Source organism: Pedobacter psychrodurus, from assembly GCF_004331735.1.
GTDB lineage: Bacteria > Bacteroidota > Bacteroidia > Sphingobacteriales > Sphingobacteriaceae > Pedobacter > Pedobacter psychrodurus.
Genome location: NZ_SJSO01000016.1, coordinates 22,031 through 39,662, shown reverse-complemented (window position 1 = coordinate 39,662; position 17,632 = coordinate 22,031). Strand labels below are relative to the sequence as shown.

The window sequence follows — 17,632 nt, the reverse complement described above, 5'->3', positions numbered from 1 at the left end:
TAATAATAAACAGCGTACGAATGTTGGAGATTTGATCTGGAGACCAGGAATTCCTTTAATGCAGTGTAATCAATCTGAAATCCCAATTCCAGATGAGATTAAAAGTTACTCATTTGAAAGAACTTTGAAAAATAAGCTTGAAGGTTTGTATGGGAAGAAATTTTAAACTTAATTGATGCAAATTTAACTTCTACCTCAATGTGCAAACAATTTTATAGAAATTGAGTTCTCGAGAATAGATGCCATGGCTGATCTATACTACATTTGCTAAAGCTGCCTTGGCTTTGTTCAGCCCTGATCGGATACGGCTCAGGGTTTCCATTCTCATTCCCAGAAAGGAGGCAATGTACTTGAGTGGTACGCGTTCTAACAAACGTGGGTAGCTTAGGATAAACCGGTCATAACGCTTTTTAGCTGTGGGCAACCTACAGATGAATGCCCGCTCAAATGCACTTCGATAATGGATTTCCATTATTTTTCTGCCCACATAATTGGCTATTTCAAACTGTTGATATAATAACTTCGACATTTCATGAGGTACCGCAATAGCCACTATCGGTTCAATGGATTCGATATATTCTTCAGATACCTCATCAGTCCAGAGGTTTCTGATCGTTCCGGCAAGTTCATTCTCAACGGCGATCCAGGTGGTTATTTTTTTACTGCCAATCTTCAGGTAGCCGTGGGCTGCACCTTTAATGATCAAGAAGATATAGCGGTTTCTTTTTTGTGGGGAGGCGATATGCTTGTGCTTGGCGAAGTAGACAGGGAAAGTCTGTGCATTGATGATCGACTCTATGGCCTCATTTAATGGATGGAAATTCTTGAAAAGAGATATTAAGGGGGATTGAAAACCGAAGTTTTTCCATTTATCCTCCTCATCTACAGGAGTTAAGTTCATTGTTAATCAAACCTAAGGTATTATATCTAGATAAAAGGATTTTTGGGCGAAAGGTTATTCCTTTGCAGAATAATCGAATCGTTGGGGCTACTTAAATTCCCTTAATAGACTTTAATTTTTCATCTTAGATAGTCCCTCATGATTAAGTACCATAATCTTTGTTCCGTTTCTATCAATGAGCTGCTCATCCTTGAAATCAGATAAGGTGCGGCTCACCGTTTCAGTGGCCATGCACGCCATAGCGGCAAGGTCTTCCCTGGAGATATTTATTAAATTATCATTTACCTTTGCCTGTCCATAAAGTCTGAGCAGTGTACCAGCCATTTTCTTTCTCACTGAATGATAGGCCAGTTCTAAAAGCTGCTCTTCCTTTGCTCTATTATCTCTGGAAAGCAAATGGATAAATTTTCTTGCCACCTCAGGATATAAATTAAGTATGGTTTCCATTTGATCTAGCGGAATTAGGCACACGCTACTATCCTCAAGGGCTGTGGCAGTATCTGCATAACAACTATCACTTAATACCGCATTAATTCCCAGATAGTCACCCTGGCTATAAATCCCCGTCATTAGCTCCCTGCCATCTTTCGCCAGTTTTATGGTTTTAACTCTTCCATGTGTTACCAGATAGAGCCCTTTTCCATGATCATCCTCGTAATAGATGACCTGGTTCTTTTTAAAATCCCTGCTTTTTTTTTCTTCAATAATTTTATTGAATTCAGCAAGACCATCTGTTTTCTCAACCAATATTTTAAACGCTTCAGTTCTGCTCTGGTGGGAAAGATCGTTTGCAGCTTTCTTTCTTAAACGAATATCAATGGCATTAAGCAATTCCATATCATCAAAGGGCTTGACCAAATAATCATCTGCGCCCAGTTCCATTCCTTTTCGAAGATCTGCATGTTCGGCCTTTGCAGTAAGAAAAATAAATGGAATCCCTGATGTCTGCTCATGCCTGTTGAGCATGTATAATACGCCATATCCATCAAGTTCGGGCATCATGATATCACAAAGTATGATGTCGGGAACATGGCTGATGGCCAGATCAACGCCAAGCTTACCATTCTCAGCCTGATATACCGTGTAACGGGCCATTTCAAGAATTTCAACCAGGTTTGCACGGATCTCATCATGATCTTCAATAATCAATACTTTTTTGCTCATGGTTATTTTTTTGTGGGAAGGTCAGTGTAAATAACGTTCCCCGGTTAACTCTGCTTTTAAAACTGACATGCCCATCCATCAATCCGGTATATCTGGAAAGTATACTTAACCCAAGTCCATTACCTGATATGTTACCGGTATTGTGGGCACGAAAAAAAGCATCGAAAAGATGCTTATGATCACTTTCTGGAATACCAATCCCATCATCGCAAATTCTGATGGTACAATTATGCTCATTAATCTTAGTATAAAACTGAATCTGACTATCAGCCCCTGAATATTTAATGGCGTTGTCTATTAATATGATAATACAATTTTTCAATAGATTTTGATCGAGCGTTATCTTCTGGTTCGTACCCCGGTGTTTAAATATAATCTTTTGCTTTCCTCGTAAAACAACCTGCATTTCGCCGGTAATTTCTTCTGCCATCTCTGATAAGTTAAAGTGACTCAGCGATGGCTTGACCATACCGCTGTCCAATTTTTCCAGGGATAAAAAATCATTTAAAATTGCTGTAATATTAAGTACTGCATTCTTGATTTTGCCTACGTGCTTTCCGATGTTCTTTTGATCAAGTGATTCGGCATAACGTTCAATTAAGGAGGCGGATAGCTGAACCAGGCTCAATGGTGTCCTAAACTCATGGGAAGCGATGGAAACAAACCTGCTTTTCAACTGTCCAAGTTCTTTTTCTTTATTAAGTGACAGGTTCAAATCAACCTGAGTTTTTTGGAGTTGATTCACACTCATTCTCAATGAATGCGTTCGCTCTTCCACCTGCATTTCAAGTTGTGCTGCATAGTCCTGTAATTTTCCTTCTGCCTCTTTTTCCCTGGTCAGATCATGAATGAAACCAGCATAAATTATCCTGCCTGAATATTTAACCTCACTTACGCCCAGCCGGAATGGAAAGAAAATCCCGTTTTTCTTCTTGCCTATCAGCTCTCGGCCAATCCCAATGATATTTGCATTCCCCGTTTGTTTATAATTAAAAAGGTAACGGTTATGGTTGGATCTGTCTGATTGAGGCATCAATATGGAGATGTTTTGTCCAATAACCTCTTCAGGAGTATAATCGAAAAGACGACATGCAGATGGATTAATTGACTCTACCACACCGCTGTCATCAATAGTGATCAGTCCGTCTATTGCATGGTCAATAATTGCCTTTAGCAATACGGAATTTTCCATAATTTATTGATTAACAGCTAAATGTTTTAGCTGCATTAATAGAACCATCGTCAGAGGGGATTGTTTGGATTTTATTCTTTCAAAGAATATCAGCACACGTAAGGTAGTCATTCAAAAATGGAAGAATGCTTAACCGTTTATGATGAGCATCATCAATTCAGGTAGGGACTATCATTTCTAATTATAACTGGGGCGGTAATTTTGCTATATGTAGCGTCATCTGTCAATTCTGGCATTGACTATTATAAAAAGAAGATGAACAATAACTTAGCCGCCAATAATACACCTGTTCCAGTTTTAAGCATTGGTGAGCTACTTAATGCTTTTGAAACGGATGGCCAGCAGGGTATCAGTAATAAGGAGGCTTCGTTACGTTCAGTCCAATTTGGACTCAACATTAACGTCAGCCAAAAGGTCAAAAGCATCTGGCAGATGTTTTTTGAGCAATTCAAAAGTCCTATCGTTTACCTGCTGTTTGTTGCAGCATTTGCATCGCTATACTTTAAAAACTCACTGGAAGCAATCGCCATATTTATCGTTATTTTGGTTAATGCCCTGATTGGTTTTTTTATGGAACTTCAGGCAAGGAGCTCCATGCGGGCGTTGAAAGAAATGGATCTAAGCGTCTCTAAAGTCATCAGAGGTGGAAAAACCATAGAAGTGCTTTCCGAACAATTAACGCCCGGGGATTTGCTGCTGCTCGAAGCCGGAGACATGGTATCTGGCGATGGCCGGGTTATCGAATCAAACGGACTTCAGGTAGATGAGTCTGCGTTAACAGGTGAATCATTCCCCATCCTTAAAACAAGCGATAGCCAGGGGGTAGATACTGATGCCTCGGCCTCAGTAAACATGGTATACAAAGGTACCGCAGTGATGAATGGAAATGGCAAGGTCATTATTACAGGCATTGCAGCAAATACCGAACTGGGCAAGATCAGTGAGCTGGTCGGCCGTTCAGCTACCACCAAATCCCCTTTGGATATCAAAATCGGAAACCTGACCAAAAAATTAATTTATATTACCCTGTTCATGACTGCTTTTTTTGCACTCACCGCCTTTATTGAAGGGAAGCCCTGGTTGCAAATCTTGGAAACCTCCATAGCACTTGCTGTTGCGGCCTTTCCTGAAGGCCTTCCAATTGTCGCCACCGTTGCACTCGCTTTTGGCATGCTGCGTATGGCAAAAAGAGATGCCATCGTCAAAAGACTTTCCTCGGTCGAAACGCTCGGCGGAGTGAACGTCATCCTTACAGATAAAACCGGAACCCTGACTGAAAATAAGATTTTTGTGAGAGTCCTGTCTTTTCCCCAGGAAGAGGTACATGTTTCCATGGAAAAAGGACATCTGGTGTACGATGATATGGGTATCAATAGCAGCCAGAAGAATTTTGAGCTATTGGTTAAAATCGGCACGCTTTGTAACAACGCCCCTGGGGAGCAAACTGAGAAATCTAAAATATCTGGCGACCCTATTGAAATCGCTTTATTGCTATTAAACAAAGCGGCCGGTTTTTCTGGGGAGGAGTCTGCAGCGCATTACCAAAGAATATCGGAGATTCCCTTCAGCGCTGAAACTAAACTGATGGCAACTGCCGATCAAAATGGAAATGATTGTTTCATTTCAGTAAAAGGGGCAGTTGAAGGTTTGATCTTAAAGTGTACACATATTCAGGCTGGAAATAGTTTAAATGAACTCACTTCCATTGATCGGAAAAAAATACTTGCTAATGCAGAAACCCTTTCAGCAAGTGGATTAAGGGTATTGGCTTTTGCCTTCAAAAGCCTGAATGAAATCCCTGAAGGAGACTTCATAGCTGAGCTAACCTATGTTGGAATGGTTGGATTTTTGGATCCGCCGCGAGGTGATATCAAAGGTGCAATAGCAACCTGCCGTACCGCTGGCATAAAAATCGTTATGATTACAGGTGACCATCCCCTCACTGCCCTAAGTATTGCAAAACAGGTTGGGATTACAGAGGCAGACGATAATCAGGTCATCTTGGGGAATGCACTCCCACAGGAAGACTTATTGGATCAGCAATGGAGAGATAAGATCCTCTCTACTACAGTTTTTGCCAGAACTTCTCCTAAACAGAAACTGGAAATTGTGGATACCTATCAAAAAGCAGGCTTCCTGGTGGCGATGACCGGAGATGGGGTAAATGATGCACCAGCAATTAAAAAGGCAGATGTAGGAATTGCCATGGGACTTAGAGGAACTCAGGTGGCCAAAGAAACCGCAAATATTGTCCTTAAGGATGATTCCTTTGTATCGATCACCCGGGCTGTTGCCAATGGAAGAGAGATTTTTCAGAATATTCAGCGATTTGTTATCTATCTGATCTCCTGTAATTTGAGCGAGATCATCATTGTGACGTTGCTGGGCTTCTTTGCAAGTGGTGCCATTCTTTTTCCCCTGCAGATTCTGTTTTTAAATATGGTTACTGATGTTTTCCCTGCACTGGCACTTGGCCTGGGAAGAGGAGATAAATCCATTATGTTAAAGGCTCCAAGAGATCCAGGCCTTGAAATTATATCTAATCGAAACTGGCTTGTCATTTTGGTTTATGCAGTGCTCATGACGCTTTCTGTGCTGCTTGCTATTTTTATATGCATGAGATACGTGAGTGAAAAAGTAGAGGTTATCAATAATGTAGCATTTATTACCCTGGCTGCTGCCCAATTATTTCATGTATTTAATATGTCTTCTTTGCACTCGGGGATGATGAAAAATGAGGTAACCAAAAATAAATTCGTTTGGATGGCAATCCTGTTTTGTTTTTCTCTTATCGCTTTGGTATATGTTTTTCCCCAAAGCCGGCAGGCCCTTAACCTCAATATTATACCATTAAAGGCATGGCTCGCCGCAATTTTTGCAGGTACACTGCCACTACTGTTGGTTCAGTTATACAAGTTGATTTTAGGTAAAAACCATCAAAAATAATCAACGCAATTAGGACCTGCAAAAAATAAAACAAGGACAGTACATGTAAAATACCTGCTATGAAAAATATACTATTATTGACAGATTTCTCCGCTAATGCAAACCATGTTGCAGACTATGCATATGATTTTGCCAAAAAGATTCAAGCCGATGTTACCCTATGTAATGCGATGACTATTCCCTCAGAACTTCCAAATGCAGGCTTGGTTTTGTGGCCAATGGAATCTCCAGAGGTCATCAAGGATTGGAGTGAAATAAATCTCAATAAACTGAGGGTACATTTGCAAGAGCGAGATCAATCCCATATAAAAAAGCCCCAACTAACTATCATCAATCAGTCTGGAAGGCTTCAGGATGTTGTTGCTGAAATTATTTCAGACAGGCCCATAGATTTACTTGCCATGGGTACTCATGATGATAATAACATGGATAGTTTTTTAAAAATAGACCAGGCAAGAAAAATGATCGATTCTTTGCAATTGCCGGCCTTAATAATCCCTTTGAAATCAAAGTTTGAACCTATCCGCAGCATTTATTTTGCATCTGACCTCAGTGATCTTCCGGGGGACAGGCTTTTCCTCAGTCAGCTTGCTAAGCTAGCCAGATCTTTTATGGCTGAAATAGCTATAGTCCATATTTCTTCCACGAAAGCAGATGTGTCAATGAAAGAAAAAATCTATGATATGATAAATGATTTGAGGAAAGCACTGGATTATCCGGGTATACATTTTCGGGAAATAAATGGAGATAACGAGGTATCAACCTTTGAAAAACTGATGATCGAAAAACGTATGGATCTATTGGTAGTGGTTCATCGGAAGCATGGCTTCTTTAGTAAATTATTATATGATAGTGTGACTAAAAAACTTGCCGGAAAGCTGACTATCCCCATGCTCATTTTCAATCAGGAGAAATAAATAACATAACCGCTCAGTCATAATCTTCTATTTCAGGATTAACATCTCTATTAAACATGATCACTATCATTTCTTGGCCCAGAATAGTTGAGGATATTTGATTAAACACACCAGATTAGAATTATATAGCGACTTGATAGGTAGTTTTTTAAGTCTTGATTTTTAATGCCAGATCTATATAAACTTAGGTAAAAACCTATCGAATCATTATCCATGAAGCTTAAAACAATACATCTGTTCTAAAGCTTAAATCCAAAATACCATGCATGAAATTTCAGAAGCAGTAATCGATAAAATACATCAATATTGGCAAGCGGTAAATTACTTATCTGCTGGTCAGATTTATTTACAGGCCAATCCGCTAATGCGTAACCCGCTTACACCAGACGACATTAAACCAAGACTGCTTGGCCACTGGGGTACCTCTCCCGGATTAAATCTTATTTACGTCCACCTGAACAGGTTGATAAAAGATACCGATGCGGATATTCTATATGTGTGCGGACCTGGTCATGGGGCACCCGCTGTGGTAGCGCATACCTATTTGGAAGGTACGTACACCGAACTTTTTCCTGAGGTAACAATGGATGAGGAAGGTATGCTTAAACTTTTCAGGCAGTTTTCAACTCCCGGAGGAATCCCCAGTCACGTCAGTGCACATACACCAGGATCAATTAATGAAGGTGGTGAATTAGGCTATTCCCTGATGCATGCTTTCGGCGCTGTGTTTGATAACCCAAACCTGATTGCTGCCTGCGTGATTGGTGATGGGGAAGCGGAAACAGGTCCGCTGGCAGCAAGCTGGAATTCAGTTGCTTTCTTAAATCCTGCAAGAGATGGCGCGGTATTGCCTATACTTCATCTAAACGGATACAAAATAGCTAGCCCTACAATATTTTCCCGCATGGATGATAGCGCTTTAAGTGAACTATTCAAAGGTTATGGATATGAGGTGTTTTTCGTTGAGGGGGAACACCCACACAATGTTCACCGCCAAATGTCTTCCACCTTGGATATTGTTTATGAGAAGATTAGAAAAATTCAATACAATGCCAGGGCTGAAGGTATAATCCACCAAAGAAAGTGGCCTATGATTATTTTAAGAACGCCTAAAGGATGGACCGGACCTAAATCATGGAATAATTTGCCTATCGAGGGATCGTTCCGTTCTCATCAGGTTCCATTGGCTGGAGTTAAAGAGAACCCTGAGAAATTGCAAGCCCTTGAGGTATGGATGCGTAGCTATGAGCCCGAAAAACTCTTTGATGAGCATGGCACGCTAAACCCTGAACTGCGGAGCATCTCGCCCGTTGGAAATAAAAGAATGAGTGCATTACCTTATGCAAACGGGGGATTATTGTTAAAGGATCTTATTCTGCCAGACTTCAAACGCTACGGCATCAAAATAGCACATCCGGGAACAGTTGAAGCAGAAAGTACCAGGAATCTAGGTAAGTTTTTGCGTGAAATATTTACCATGAATGCAGCGAATAGGAACTTTAGATTGTTCTGTCCAGATGAAACGAACTCAAATAGATTAGAGGCTGTTTTTCAAGTGACTGATCGATGCTTCATGGAAAAAATTATCGATACTGATGATAAATTATCTCCGGATGGGAGGGTGATGGAAGTATTGAGTGAACACCTTTGCGAAGGTTGGCTGGAAGGTTATCTGTTAACGGGCAGACATGGCCTGTTCCCTTGTTATGAGGCTTTCGTAACGATTGTCGACTCCATGGTTAGCCAGCATGCAAAATGGCTGAAGACCACTCAGGAAATTCCATGGCGTAAGCCAATAGCTTCGTTAAACTATCTGCTAACTTCTCATGTATGGAGGCAGGATAATAATGGTTACAGTCATCAGGGGCCAGGTTTTATCGATACAGTGGTCAATAAAAAAAGCAGTGTAATCAGGATCTATCTACCACCCGATGCCAATACGCTGCTCTCCGTAATGGATCATTGCTTAAGAAGTAAAAACTATGTTAATGTTGTGGTTGCCGGAAAACAGCCTGAGCTGCAATGGTTAGGGATGGAAGAAGCAGTAGCACATTGTGAAAAAGGCGCTTCGGTTTGGGAATGGGCTGGAAATGATTTTGGTGAACCTGAGGTGATCCTGGCCTGCGCCGGTGACGTACCCACGCAGGAAACTATCGCCGCAGCTGAAATTCTTCGCACACATCTACCTGAGCTTCGGGTACGGGTTGTTAATGTGGTTGATTTAATGTCCCTTTCCCCGAGAGCATATCATGCACACGGATTGAGTGATGAATATTTTGAAAACCTGTTTACCAATGCTGCCCCGGTGATTTTTGCATTCCATGGTTACGTTCGTATTATTCATGATCTGGTTCATGGACGGCCGGATCCTGCCCGTTTCCATGTCCGGGGGTTTATGGAGGAAGGAACAACCACTACACCGTTCGATATGGTGGTATTAAATCAAATGAGCCGGTATCATTTAGCCATGGAAGCCGTCAAACGCGTTCCCCGGTTTCAGCAACAGGCTGATGTGTTCATTCGTTTTTGTGAGGACAAATTAGCCAGCCATAAAGAATACATAGGCATTCATCTTGATGATATGCCAGAAATAAAAAACTGGAGATTCAAGGGCGCTGGATAACCGGATCTGTCTACTATTTAATAAAAAGTAAAGAAAAAATATTATGATGAGAAGGAGCAAATTTGGCCCATTGATAATGGAAATTATGATGAAAAAAAAGAATAAAAAATTAGCGGATGAAGTTAGACTGGCCATCACTACCGATTCGCTTATAGGTGTAGAGAAAATAGAGATTTCGGTTGAAGATGGTCTTGTTACCCTTAAAGGATCGGTAGACAGCTACGCCAAAAAACTTGCCGCGGAACATGTAGCAAAATCTGTGAAAGGGGTGAAAAATGTTATTCAGAAAATAGATGTCCGGTTTTCATTTACAAGCAACCTGATCGTTTACATAGGTGCAAATCTGGCCTTGGATAGTAAGCATGCCTATAAAAATGATTATGACCAGCCTATGAATCTCGTAGGTCCTCTGCATCCGGATTTTCATGTTAAAAGAAGCGGTAATGAAATCTGGTGAAAAGGGAAATGGAACTGGTTTGTCCCGTCGATATTTACTTTTAAGGCTAGGTATATTGAACTGGATCTCAAGCGGGTATTTATTTATAGCGCTTTCCAAAAACATAATGCGCTGGCCATATCTACCTTTAGGAAGGTTTATCAAAAAAATCTTTAAAAAACACGGAACAATTTAGTGCGGGCAGGTTCATTGGATTGGTTTTTGTAGGATGCGCTTTAATAATTTGTAATTTGAACCTGAATGTATAAATAGGTTCGTAACGACAATTTCTTTATGCTCCTATAAAATAATCCAGTAACAAAACGTTTTTATGACCAGAACCGAGCGCTTTGGGTACAGCCCTGATGCAGAATATCAAACCAGTGTAGCCTATTTTTCAATGGAGTTTGCCGTTGATCAATCCCTTAAGATTTATAGCGGAGGCCTGGGTTTTCTCTCCGGATCCCATCTTCGGAGTGCATTCGAATTGAAGCAAAATTTATTAGGCATAGGCATGCGCTGGAAATACGGTTATTATGACCAGGTAAGGGATAAGGATAACCATATGGTTTCGGCTTTCGTTCAGAAAGATTATTCGTTTCTGGAAGATACAGGAATTATCCTTTCTGTTCCGGTACATAGTGCTACTGTTAAAGTCAAAGCATTTTTATTGCGGCCTACAACATTTGGCACTGCACCTTTATTTTTGCTGAGTACCGATCTTCCTGAAAATGATGAAGTAAGTAGAAGCATTACTCACCGGTTATATGACCCAAACGAGACCACCCGGATTGCACAGTCAATCATTCTGGGGATCGGAGGAGGGATGCTATTGGATCAGCTCAATCTGCAACCAGATTATTATCACATGAACGAAGGGCATGCGGTACCACTAAATTTTTACCTGTATTCAAAGTATCAAAATCTCAATGAGATTAAAAAAAGAATGGTATTCACAACCCATACCCCTGAGCTTGCGGGCAATGAGGAGCATGATTTTTCGCTATTAAAAGAGATGTCTTTCTTTTACCATATGCAGGAACATGAAGTTAAATTTGTGCTGGGACTGGAAGGGGAGAAGTTTAATTACACGCTGGCAGCATTGAAGTTTTCTGGCAAAGCAAACGCTGTTTCCAAACTTCATGGGGAAGTTGCCCGCAAAATGTGGGGAGGCTATGATGGCATATGCGAGATTTTTTCCATTACCAATGCACAGAATCAGAAGTATTGGCAGGATAAGGCTATTGCTAAAAGCGTGACTGAGCATAAGGAGCAGGAGTTTTTAGACCGGAAAAAGGAATTAAAATCACGCTTGTTTCGGCAAGTTGCCGATCAGACAGGAAAGCTCTTTGATGAAAATGTGCTGACCCTGGTATGGGCCAGGCGTTTCGCCGGATACAAACGGGCAGATCTTCTGATGCATGACTGGACGCGTTTCGAGATTTTATTAAAGCATTCAAAATATCCTATCCAGATCATTTGGGCAGGAAAACCCTATCCAGAAGATACAGGCGCAAACCAAATCTTCAATCAGATCATAGATAAAACAAAGGCGTTTCCTAATTGTGCCGTTTTGGTAGGTTACGAACTCGGTTTATCCTCACTTCTAAAAAAGGGAGCTGATGTGTGGCTTAATAATCCAAAAATGTATCGGGAAGCTTCAGGAACTAGCGGCATGACCGCGGCTATGAATGGCGCTATTAACCTTTCTATTCCAGATGGATGGATTCCTGAGTTTGCCTTAAATGGAGAAAACTGCTTTCTTATTGAGCCTGCTCAAGATTCGCTATCCGAAGAGGAGAGAGATAAAACAGAAAACGGCAACTTAATGGATGTTCTGGAAAAAACAGTTTTGCCTACTTACTACGATCATCCATCAAAGTGGTTTAATATTGTTCAGAACGGTATAAAAGGAGTTCTCCCTGAATTCGAGTCAGCGAGAATGGCAGAAGCCTATTATAAGCAGATGTATCGCCAGGCCGATTAAAAAACTACGTTATTTTTGATTTCCTGTACTAAACGCTCGTATCATGACCACCCGCAATCATTAAGGTGACTACCATCATTTCATTTGCTTTAAGCTATACCGACCTTTGTTGTCAGCGTATAGCTTAAAGCATATAACAAATGAATCCATTCTTACCCAGCAATATTTCAAAGATGAGTGCGCGCTGTATAATCCAGTTCCCATACTGATATTCCCATCATAATTTCATACTTGTAAAATGCTTAAAATGAACAACATAATGAGTACCTCCCCGGCATATATCCAATACCATGCTATTGCAAAGCACTGGGCATCAGATATCGATTTTTTTAAAATAGAAATGGTTTTCCTTCATCATTTGCTCGATGATCATTTTATATTGCTCTCAGGTCCAGCGTATATCGCTGATCTGAAAGCCGTCGGCAAAAAATTCTTACAGCTTGAAAAAGATAAATATAGCGCAGATACCGATCTAACCGATTATATAAAAGTATTGGAGTGGCAAACAGAAAATCTGGTAGATGGCCATGGAGAACTGCTTGCGATAAAACAAAAACAAAAACAAATGGAACACAGCATGTTCCACCTGACTTCAACTTACAGAAAACTTAAACAAGAACTTTTTTCTCTGGTCATTTCATTAATACAGGATAGAAAACGACAAGGTTTGCCGAAGGCTTAAGGTCTAGTTACTCTATTTCATTGATATTCTTCACTTCTACACCTGGCATCTTTTCAAAAATTTCCTGCATGTATTTCCGATGGTTAGCTCCAGCGATCACCACAACTCTTCTGACACCCAAAACTTTGGAACGGTTCACTACATTGTTGCACATGCCCTGGTTTCTCATCATCCACCAATGTATTTTGGAAAGCATTTCTTCTTTGGGGAAGTTTTTCATATCATACATCTCTGGCAGGTAAAAATCCCCCGATGCAGAAATCGCAGATGCCTCAAGAGTGTTCAGCCATTCAGTGACCTTTGCAGATGATTTCTCAACGCTGTCATATTTTGCGAAACCTTTATTAATTTGTGTCAATTTTTCTTTCAGTACTTTTTGGAAAGCTGCTGAAGTATCTTTTCTGAATGTATTGAACTTGGCATCGGATGCCGCCCATGATGCTCCCCAATTCAGATCAAAATCCTGACAATCCATTGGAAGAAGTTCCCGGATTCCCAATTTTTGCATCAATGGAAAAGCAATTAACGCGTATTCAGAGGTTTTTAACCTCCTCATACTTCGCCCTGTCGTATCCAAAGCCGGACTTAGTAACTGATCAACATAGGTCTGTAGCTTGTCATCCGGGAAATTTTGTAGCTGATCGAAAACCTGCCAGTATTGGTAGTGACCATTGGAAACATCCTGATTAAGATAGTAAGCATGTGCCAGGTCAGTCTTCAACTGATAGTCTTTAGGGTTTTGCAAGCAGAGTTTCTTTAGGCTATCAATGCTTTTGGATAGCTTTTCTATGGTAATATCTCTGTTCTTTTGAAGTATTTTTATCCGGTTGAGATTGTCTTTTTTACACCAATAATCCATAACATTCTGCTCATCTTCTTTACTCAAAAATTCTCCAAAAAATGCCTTTGGCTTGAATTTTTCAATCTTGCGGTAGATTTCTGTGAAATCCTGTTGGGGATATTTGCCATAATTATGGGAAACACCGATCAATAGTACATCGAGTTTTTGAGCGGATACTTTAAAGGAAATTGTAAATAATAAAATGAGTATGTATTTCATGGTTGCATTTTTTCAACAATGTTTAGTTATTAAGTTATTCTATCTTTTGTGTTCTGGTCAGGCCTAAACAAAGTTAAGGGGTTTTAATTAAACTATAGTGCCTGATTGAAAAACGGAGCTTATCCGGAGACTGTTTCCGATTTAGTCACACTTAATGCGCTCGAATATATTTCTGAGCTGATTTGCAGAATTGGCAAAAGTCGCGAATATTTTAATGCTTAGGATGATAAGTGTAAGGGGAGAATCCATAGAACCATTGCATAAGGGTGTAGTTAGTGCTGCAGCACAAGATGAAATTTTTATATACTGTTGGCAAGTGTTGATAGCATAAGGGTTGGAAGGGTACTTGAAATACAGATTGCAATAGAACAAATAAAAAACAATGCCGGTGTTTAAGTTATATTGTTGATTTTTAGGTTATTGTAGTATTTAAAAAGTGATGACGATCAGTTTTTCATCTGGTTCTCATCATAAGATTTGCCGCAAAACAGGGTAGGTTTGACGAACAGTTTAATCCAATAAACCCTGCCATGAAAACATTTAACATATTCCAGAAAAAAATCAGACCTATCATCCTATTATTTATGCTCTCGCCGCTGATAACAGTTGGGCAAACGACCTATCAGCTTTCTAAAACAGGGAGCGGTTCAATGAAAGTAATGGGCACATCTAACGTTCACGATTGGTCAATGACATCCAAACAATTTGAAAGCACAGGTGCGTTTAACTTTAATGCCCGGGGTGAAATGACGGACGTAACAACGCTGAAATTTAGCGTAGTGGCAAAGAGTCTCAAAAGCGGGAAATCTTCTATGGACGACCGTACCTATAAAACGATTCGTGCAACTGAGTTTCCTAAAATAAGCTATCAGCTCACTTTTGCAACAGTTACCATGGTACAGGCAAACAGGTATTCGATCCAAACAACAGGAATTCTGACCATTGCCGGTAAAACACAGAGCCTTTCGATGAAGGTAATGGCTTTGGTAAATGCAGACGGTTCCATCAGTTGTCACGGCAGCGAAAAATTAATGCTTACCGACTATGGTATTGAACCGCCAAGTTTTATGCTTGGTGCCATGAAAGTAGGCAATAACCTGGTTGTACAATTCGAGCTCGACTATGCTAAAGCTTCATCGGCAAAATAATGCCCATCAATAAACAGAAGATCATGAAAAATAAATTTACACTAGTTTCAGTCCTTGCGGTAGCAATTACAAGTTTGTATAGCTTTGAAACACAAGCCCAGGTTTCCAATTTGAGACCCTATGATAAATCCGGTATCAATGTTTTTGAGGCGCCTAAAGATAGCAATGCCGTGTTCGATAAAATAAAGGTTCAGTTTGGTGCAGGGTTTACCCAGTCTTTCCAAGGACTGAAACATGAAAATACATCGGGCATTCTATATAAAATAACCCCTGGCTTCAACACTGCCAATGCCAATCTGTTCATGGATGTACAACTCTCAGATGGGATCAGACTTAACCTCACCAGCTACCTTTCTTCCCGCCACCATAACGAAACCTGGGTAAAGGGCGGATATATCCAGTTTGATAAGCTCCCCTTCAAGGGTAAATTGTGGGAAGATATAATGTCGGTAACAACCATCAAGATCGGGCATATGGAAATCAACTATGGCGATCAGCATTTCCGCAGGTCTGATGGTGGACAGACGATCTACAATCCTTTTATTGAAAATTACATCATGGATGGGTTTACAACTGAGATAGGTGGAGAGGTTTTAGTGAGAAAAAATGCGCTATTTGGTTTAATCGGTATTTCCAACGGAATGATTAAAGGTAACATCGATAGTTTGATCGCCACTCCTCAGGATGCAAATGTGCACAAATCACCAGCCGTTTACGTAAAGGGCGGCTTTGATAAACAACTGAACAGCGATTTGAGGGTGCGTTTGGCCGCCTCTTATTACAGCAATAACAGTTCTGGCGGACAAACGTTATATGGCGGCGACCGTACCGGGTCAAATTATTTTATGGTACTGGAAAAAGTTGGCGCAGTAAATACCACCAATGCCTTCTCCGGACGATTTAACCCTGGTTTTACCAAAAAAGTGAATGCCTTTCAGTTAAATGCATTTATAAAACTACAGGGAGTTGAACTCTTTGCTACTTATGAAAATGCAAAGGGCAGATCAAAAGCAGAGACTAACAGTAGGGGAGCTGAGCAGGTGGCAATCGATGGCGTTTACAGGTTCGGGAAGTCAGAAAACTTCTTTGTTGGTGTAAAATATAACACGGTTACCGCTGCTATGGCTAATGTAGCAGTTGCCGGAACCACCCCTGCAATAACCTATACCGGAGATGTAAAAATAGACCGTTTTGCTTTTGCTGCGGGATGGTTTATGACCAAAAATATATTGTTAAAGGGCGAGTATGTGAACCAGAAATATAAAGATTTCCCGACAGCTGATTTTCGCAGTGGGGGAAAATTCAAAGGTTATGTGATCCAGGCCGTTGTAGGGTTTTAGCCAGTAGACCTCTAGGCGGGTACAATTTGTTCCTGCCTTTAAAAAAATCATCATGAAACTACTGATAAGCATCCTTGTTTTTCTGTTGGCCAGCTTGAGGCCTGTGGATAAAGCCAAAAGTACCTCCAGGTGGGTAGTGAGCGAAAACAGTATGCTCACCGTTAACGGAACTACCAATATAAACAGGTTTTCCTGTGCAATCTTACGTTATCCAAAAAGCGATACGGTGCTGATTTCGAGGGATAAAACAGATCATATGGTGCTTTCTGGAACCTTAAACCTGGAGGTAAAGGATTTTGATTGTAGCAGTACAATGATGACTAAACAACTACTAAGCACACTAAAGGAGAACAGATTTCCAGTCCTAAGGATCAGATTCCTGTCTTTGAAAGAAATCCCTTCAGCAGATCAGCGTAGTTTTGTTAAGGGTGATGTCGAGATCATGCTATCAGGTGTATTGAGAAAATTCGAAATCTGTTATCAGATAAATGTTAAACGGGGCTTAATAGAACTGACCGGGCAACAGACCGTCAATTTTTCGGATTTTCATCTGATCCCTCCAAAAAAAATAGGCATGCTCATACAGGCAAAAGATCAATTGGTTGTGATCTTCTTTTTGAAAATGGAACGGGTAGGGTGATTCAGATGTGTTAACGAATTTGGGCTACATTTTACCTAAACTGTCCTTTTTCCAATAGCGAAATCGTGCTGAGCTGAATCTTGTTTAACCTCTCCTGAAGTTCCAGGGCTTTGTTCTTTTCTGCGAGCAAAGCCTTCAACCGGTCAACTTCTGCGGTTAGGCGGTTTTTTTCCTGTAACCCGATCTTAGAAAAAACCTTTCCACTTTCGTAATAGCTGAAAAAATTGTAGTTCAGGATTTCACTGACACGGACTAAAGTAAGGATATCGATAGTTGCGGTATTCAGCATTTCCTGTGCCTTTGTTTTGCTGATCTCAAGGGTGGCAGCAATGTCTGAAACAGAGATATCTTTCTGCTTCATTTCCTTCCAGATCATTAAGCCTATATGCACACTCATCTTGTATAATGGGATAATTTTAAAACACTGAAATTACAGAAAGGATGATGAATTCGATCTTTTTTGTGGTAATGATAATTAGTCTAAATATCTCTTTCTTATAGTTGGTGGAAAGATTTGCCTTATTAGTGATGCGCTGGATGACGATCATTTTAATAACTGATGCTGCTCATATTTTTAACATCGGGTTTTTACAAAC

At 40.4% G+C, this 17,632-nt stretch carries 14 protein-coding genes; 9 read left to right on the top strand and 5 right to left on the bottom strand.

Annotation, left to right across the window (positions count from 1 at the left end):
• Positions 1-253 precede the first annotated feature (253 nt).
• From EZ456_RS17495 to EZ456_RS17485, 3 genes are all read right to left on the bottom strand, one after another.
• Positions 254-901 (bottom strand): Crp/Fnr family transcriptional regulator, encoded by a 648-nt coding sequence (locus EZ456_RS17495; RefSeq protein ID WP_131532348.1) that lies wholly within the window; start codon positions 899-901, stop codon positions 254-256.
• Positions 902-1,012: 111 nt separating this feature from the next.
• Positions 1,013-2,065 carry a response regulator gene (locus EZ456_RS17490; RefSeq protein ID WP_131532346.1) on the bottom strand — a complete coding sequence of 351 codons (1,053 nt, stop codon included), beginning with the start codon at positions 2,063-2,065 and terminating at the stop codon, positions 1,013-1,015.
• Positions 2,040-3,257, bottom strand: coding sequence for a PAS domain-containing sensor histidine kinase (locus EZ456_RS17485; protein WP_131532344.1), 1,218 nt, complete (start codon positions 3,255-3,257; stop codon positions 2,040-2,042). The genes EZ456_RS17490 and EZ456_RS17485 overlap by 26 nt, the downstream gene beginning before the upstream one ends.
• 255 nt (positions 3,258-3,512) lie before the next feature.
• On the opposite strand from EZ456_RS17485, the gene EZ456_RS17480 reads away from it, so the two are divergent.
• The 6 genes from EZ456_RS17480 (at position 3,513) to EZ456_RS17455 (ending at position 12,848) form a co-directional block, all read left to right on the top strand.
• Entirely contained in the window at positions 3,513-6,203 is a 2,691-nt protein-coding gene (locus tag EZ456_RS17480; RefSeq protein WP_131532342.1) for a cation-translocating P-type ATPase, read from the top strand.
• A gap of 59 nt (positions 6,204-6,262) precedes the next feature.
• Complete coding sequence (locus EZ456_RS17475) at positions 6,263-7,120, top strand: universal stress protein (RefSeq protein ID WP_131532340.1); 858 nt, start codon at positions 6,263-6,265, stop codon at positions 7,118-7,120.
• Positions 7,121-7,382: 262 nt separating this feature from the next.
• Positions 7,383-9,743 carry a phosphoketolase family protein gene (locus EZ456_RS17470; protein ID WP_131532338.1) on the top strand — a complete coding sequence of 787 codons (2,361 nt, stop codon included), beginning with the start codon at positions 7,383-7,385 and terminating at the stop codon, positions 9,741-9,743.
• A 46-nt stretch (positions 9,744-9,789) separates the two neighbouring features.
• Positions 9,790-10,200 carry a BON domain-containing protein gene (locus EZ456_RS17465; RefSeq protein WP_205945121.1) on the top strand — a complete coding sequence of 137 codons (411 nt, stop codon included), beginning with the start codon at positions 9,790-9,792 and terminating at the stop codon, positions 10,198-10,200.
• A 310-nt stretch (positions 10,201-10,510) separates the two neighbouring features.
• On the top strand, positions 10,511-12,166 hold the full coding sequence (glgP, locus tag EZ456_RS17460) for an alpha-glucan family phosphorylase (RefSeq protein ID WP_131532334.1): 1,656 nt from the start codon (positions 10,511-10,513) through the stop codon (positions 12,164-12,166).
• A 259-nt stretch (positions 12,167-12,425) separates the two neighbouring features.
• Positions 12,426-12,848, top strand: coding sequence for a hypothetical protein (locus tag EZ456_RS17455; protein WP_131532332.1), 423 nt, complete (start codon positions 12,426-12,428; stop codon positions 12,846-12,848).
• A 7-nt stretch (positions 12,849-12,855) separates the two neighbouring features.
• Here the strand turns inward: EZ456_RS17455 and EZ456_RS17450 are convergent, their stop codons facing one another.
• A complete protein-coding gene (locus tag EZ456_RS17450; protein WP_131532330.1) occupies positions 12,856-13,839 on the bottom strand; it encodes a DUF5694 domain-containing protein in 984 nt (327 codons plus the stop codon).
• Positions 13,840-14,438: 599 nt separating this feature from the next.
• Here EZ456_RS17450 and EZ456_RS17445 point away from each other — a divergent pair.
• The 3 genes from EZ456_RS17445 to EZ456_RS17435 are packed head-to-tail and all read left to right on the top strand — an operon-like array spanning position 14,439 to position 17,036.
• Positions 14,439-15,056 carry a YceI family protein gene (locus tag EZ456_RS17445; protein ID WP_131532328.1) on the top strand — a complete coding sequence of 206 codons (618 nt, stop codon included), beginning with the start codon at positions 14,439-14,441 and terminating at the stop codon, positions 15,054-15,056.
• A gap of 23 nt (positions 15,057-15,079) precedes the next feature.
• The gene (locus EZ456_RS17440; protein ID WP_131532326.1) at positions 15,080-16,396 is read left to right on the top strand and encodes a hypothetical protein; all 1,317 of its coding nucleotides are present in this window, start codon (positions 15,080-15,082) and stop codon (positions 16,394-16,396) included.
• A gap of 52 nt (positions 16,397-16,448) precedes the next feature.
• A complete protein-coding gene (locus tag EZ456_RS17435; protein ID WP_131532324.1) occupies positions 16,449-17,036 on the top strand; it encodes a YceI family protein in 588 nt (195 codons plus the stop codon).
• Between the two features lie 31 nt (positions 17,037-17,067).
• On the opposite strand, the gene EZ456_RS17430 is transcribed toward EZ456_RS17435, so the two are convergent.
• Complete coding sequence (locus tag EZ456_RS17430) at positions 17,068-17,433, bottom strand: helix-turn-helix domain-containing protein (protein WP_131532323.1); 366 nt, start codon at positions 17,431-17,433, stop codon at positions 17,068-17,070.
• Between the last annotated feature and the right edge of the window lie 199 nt (positions 17,434-17,632).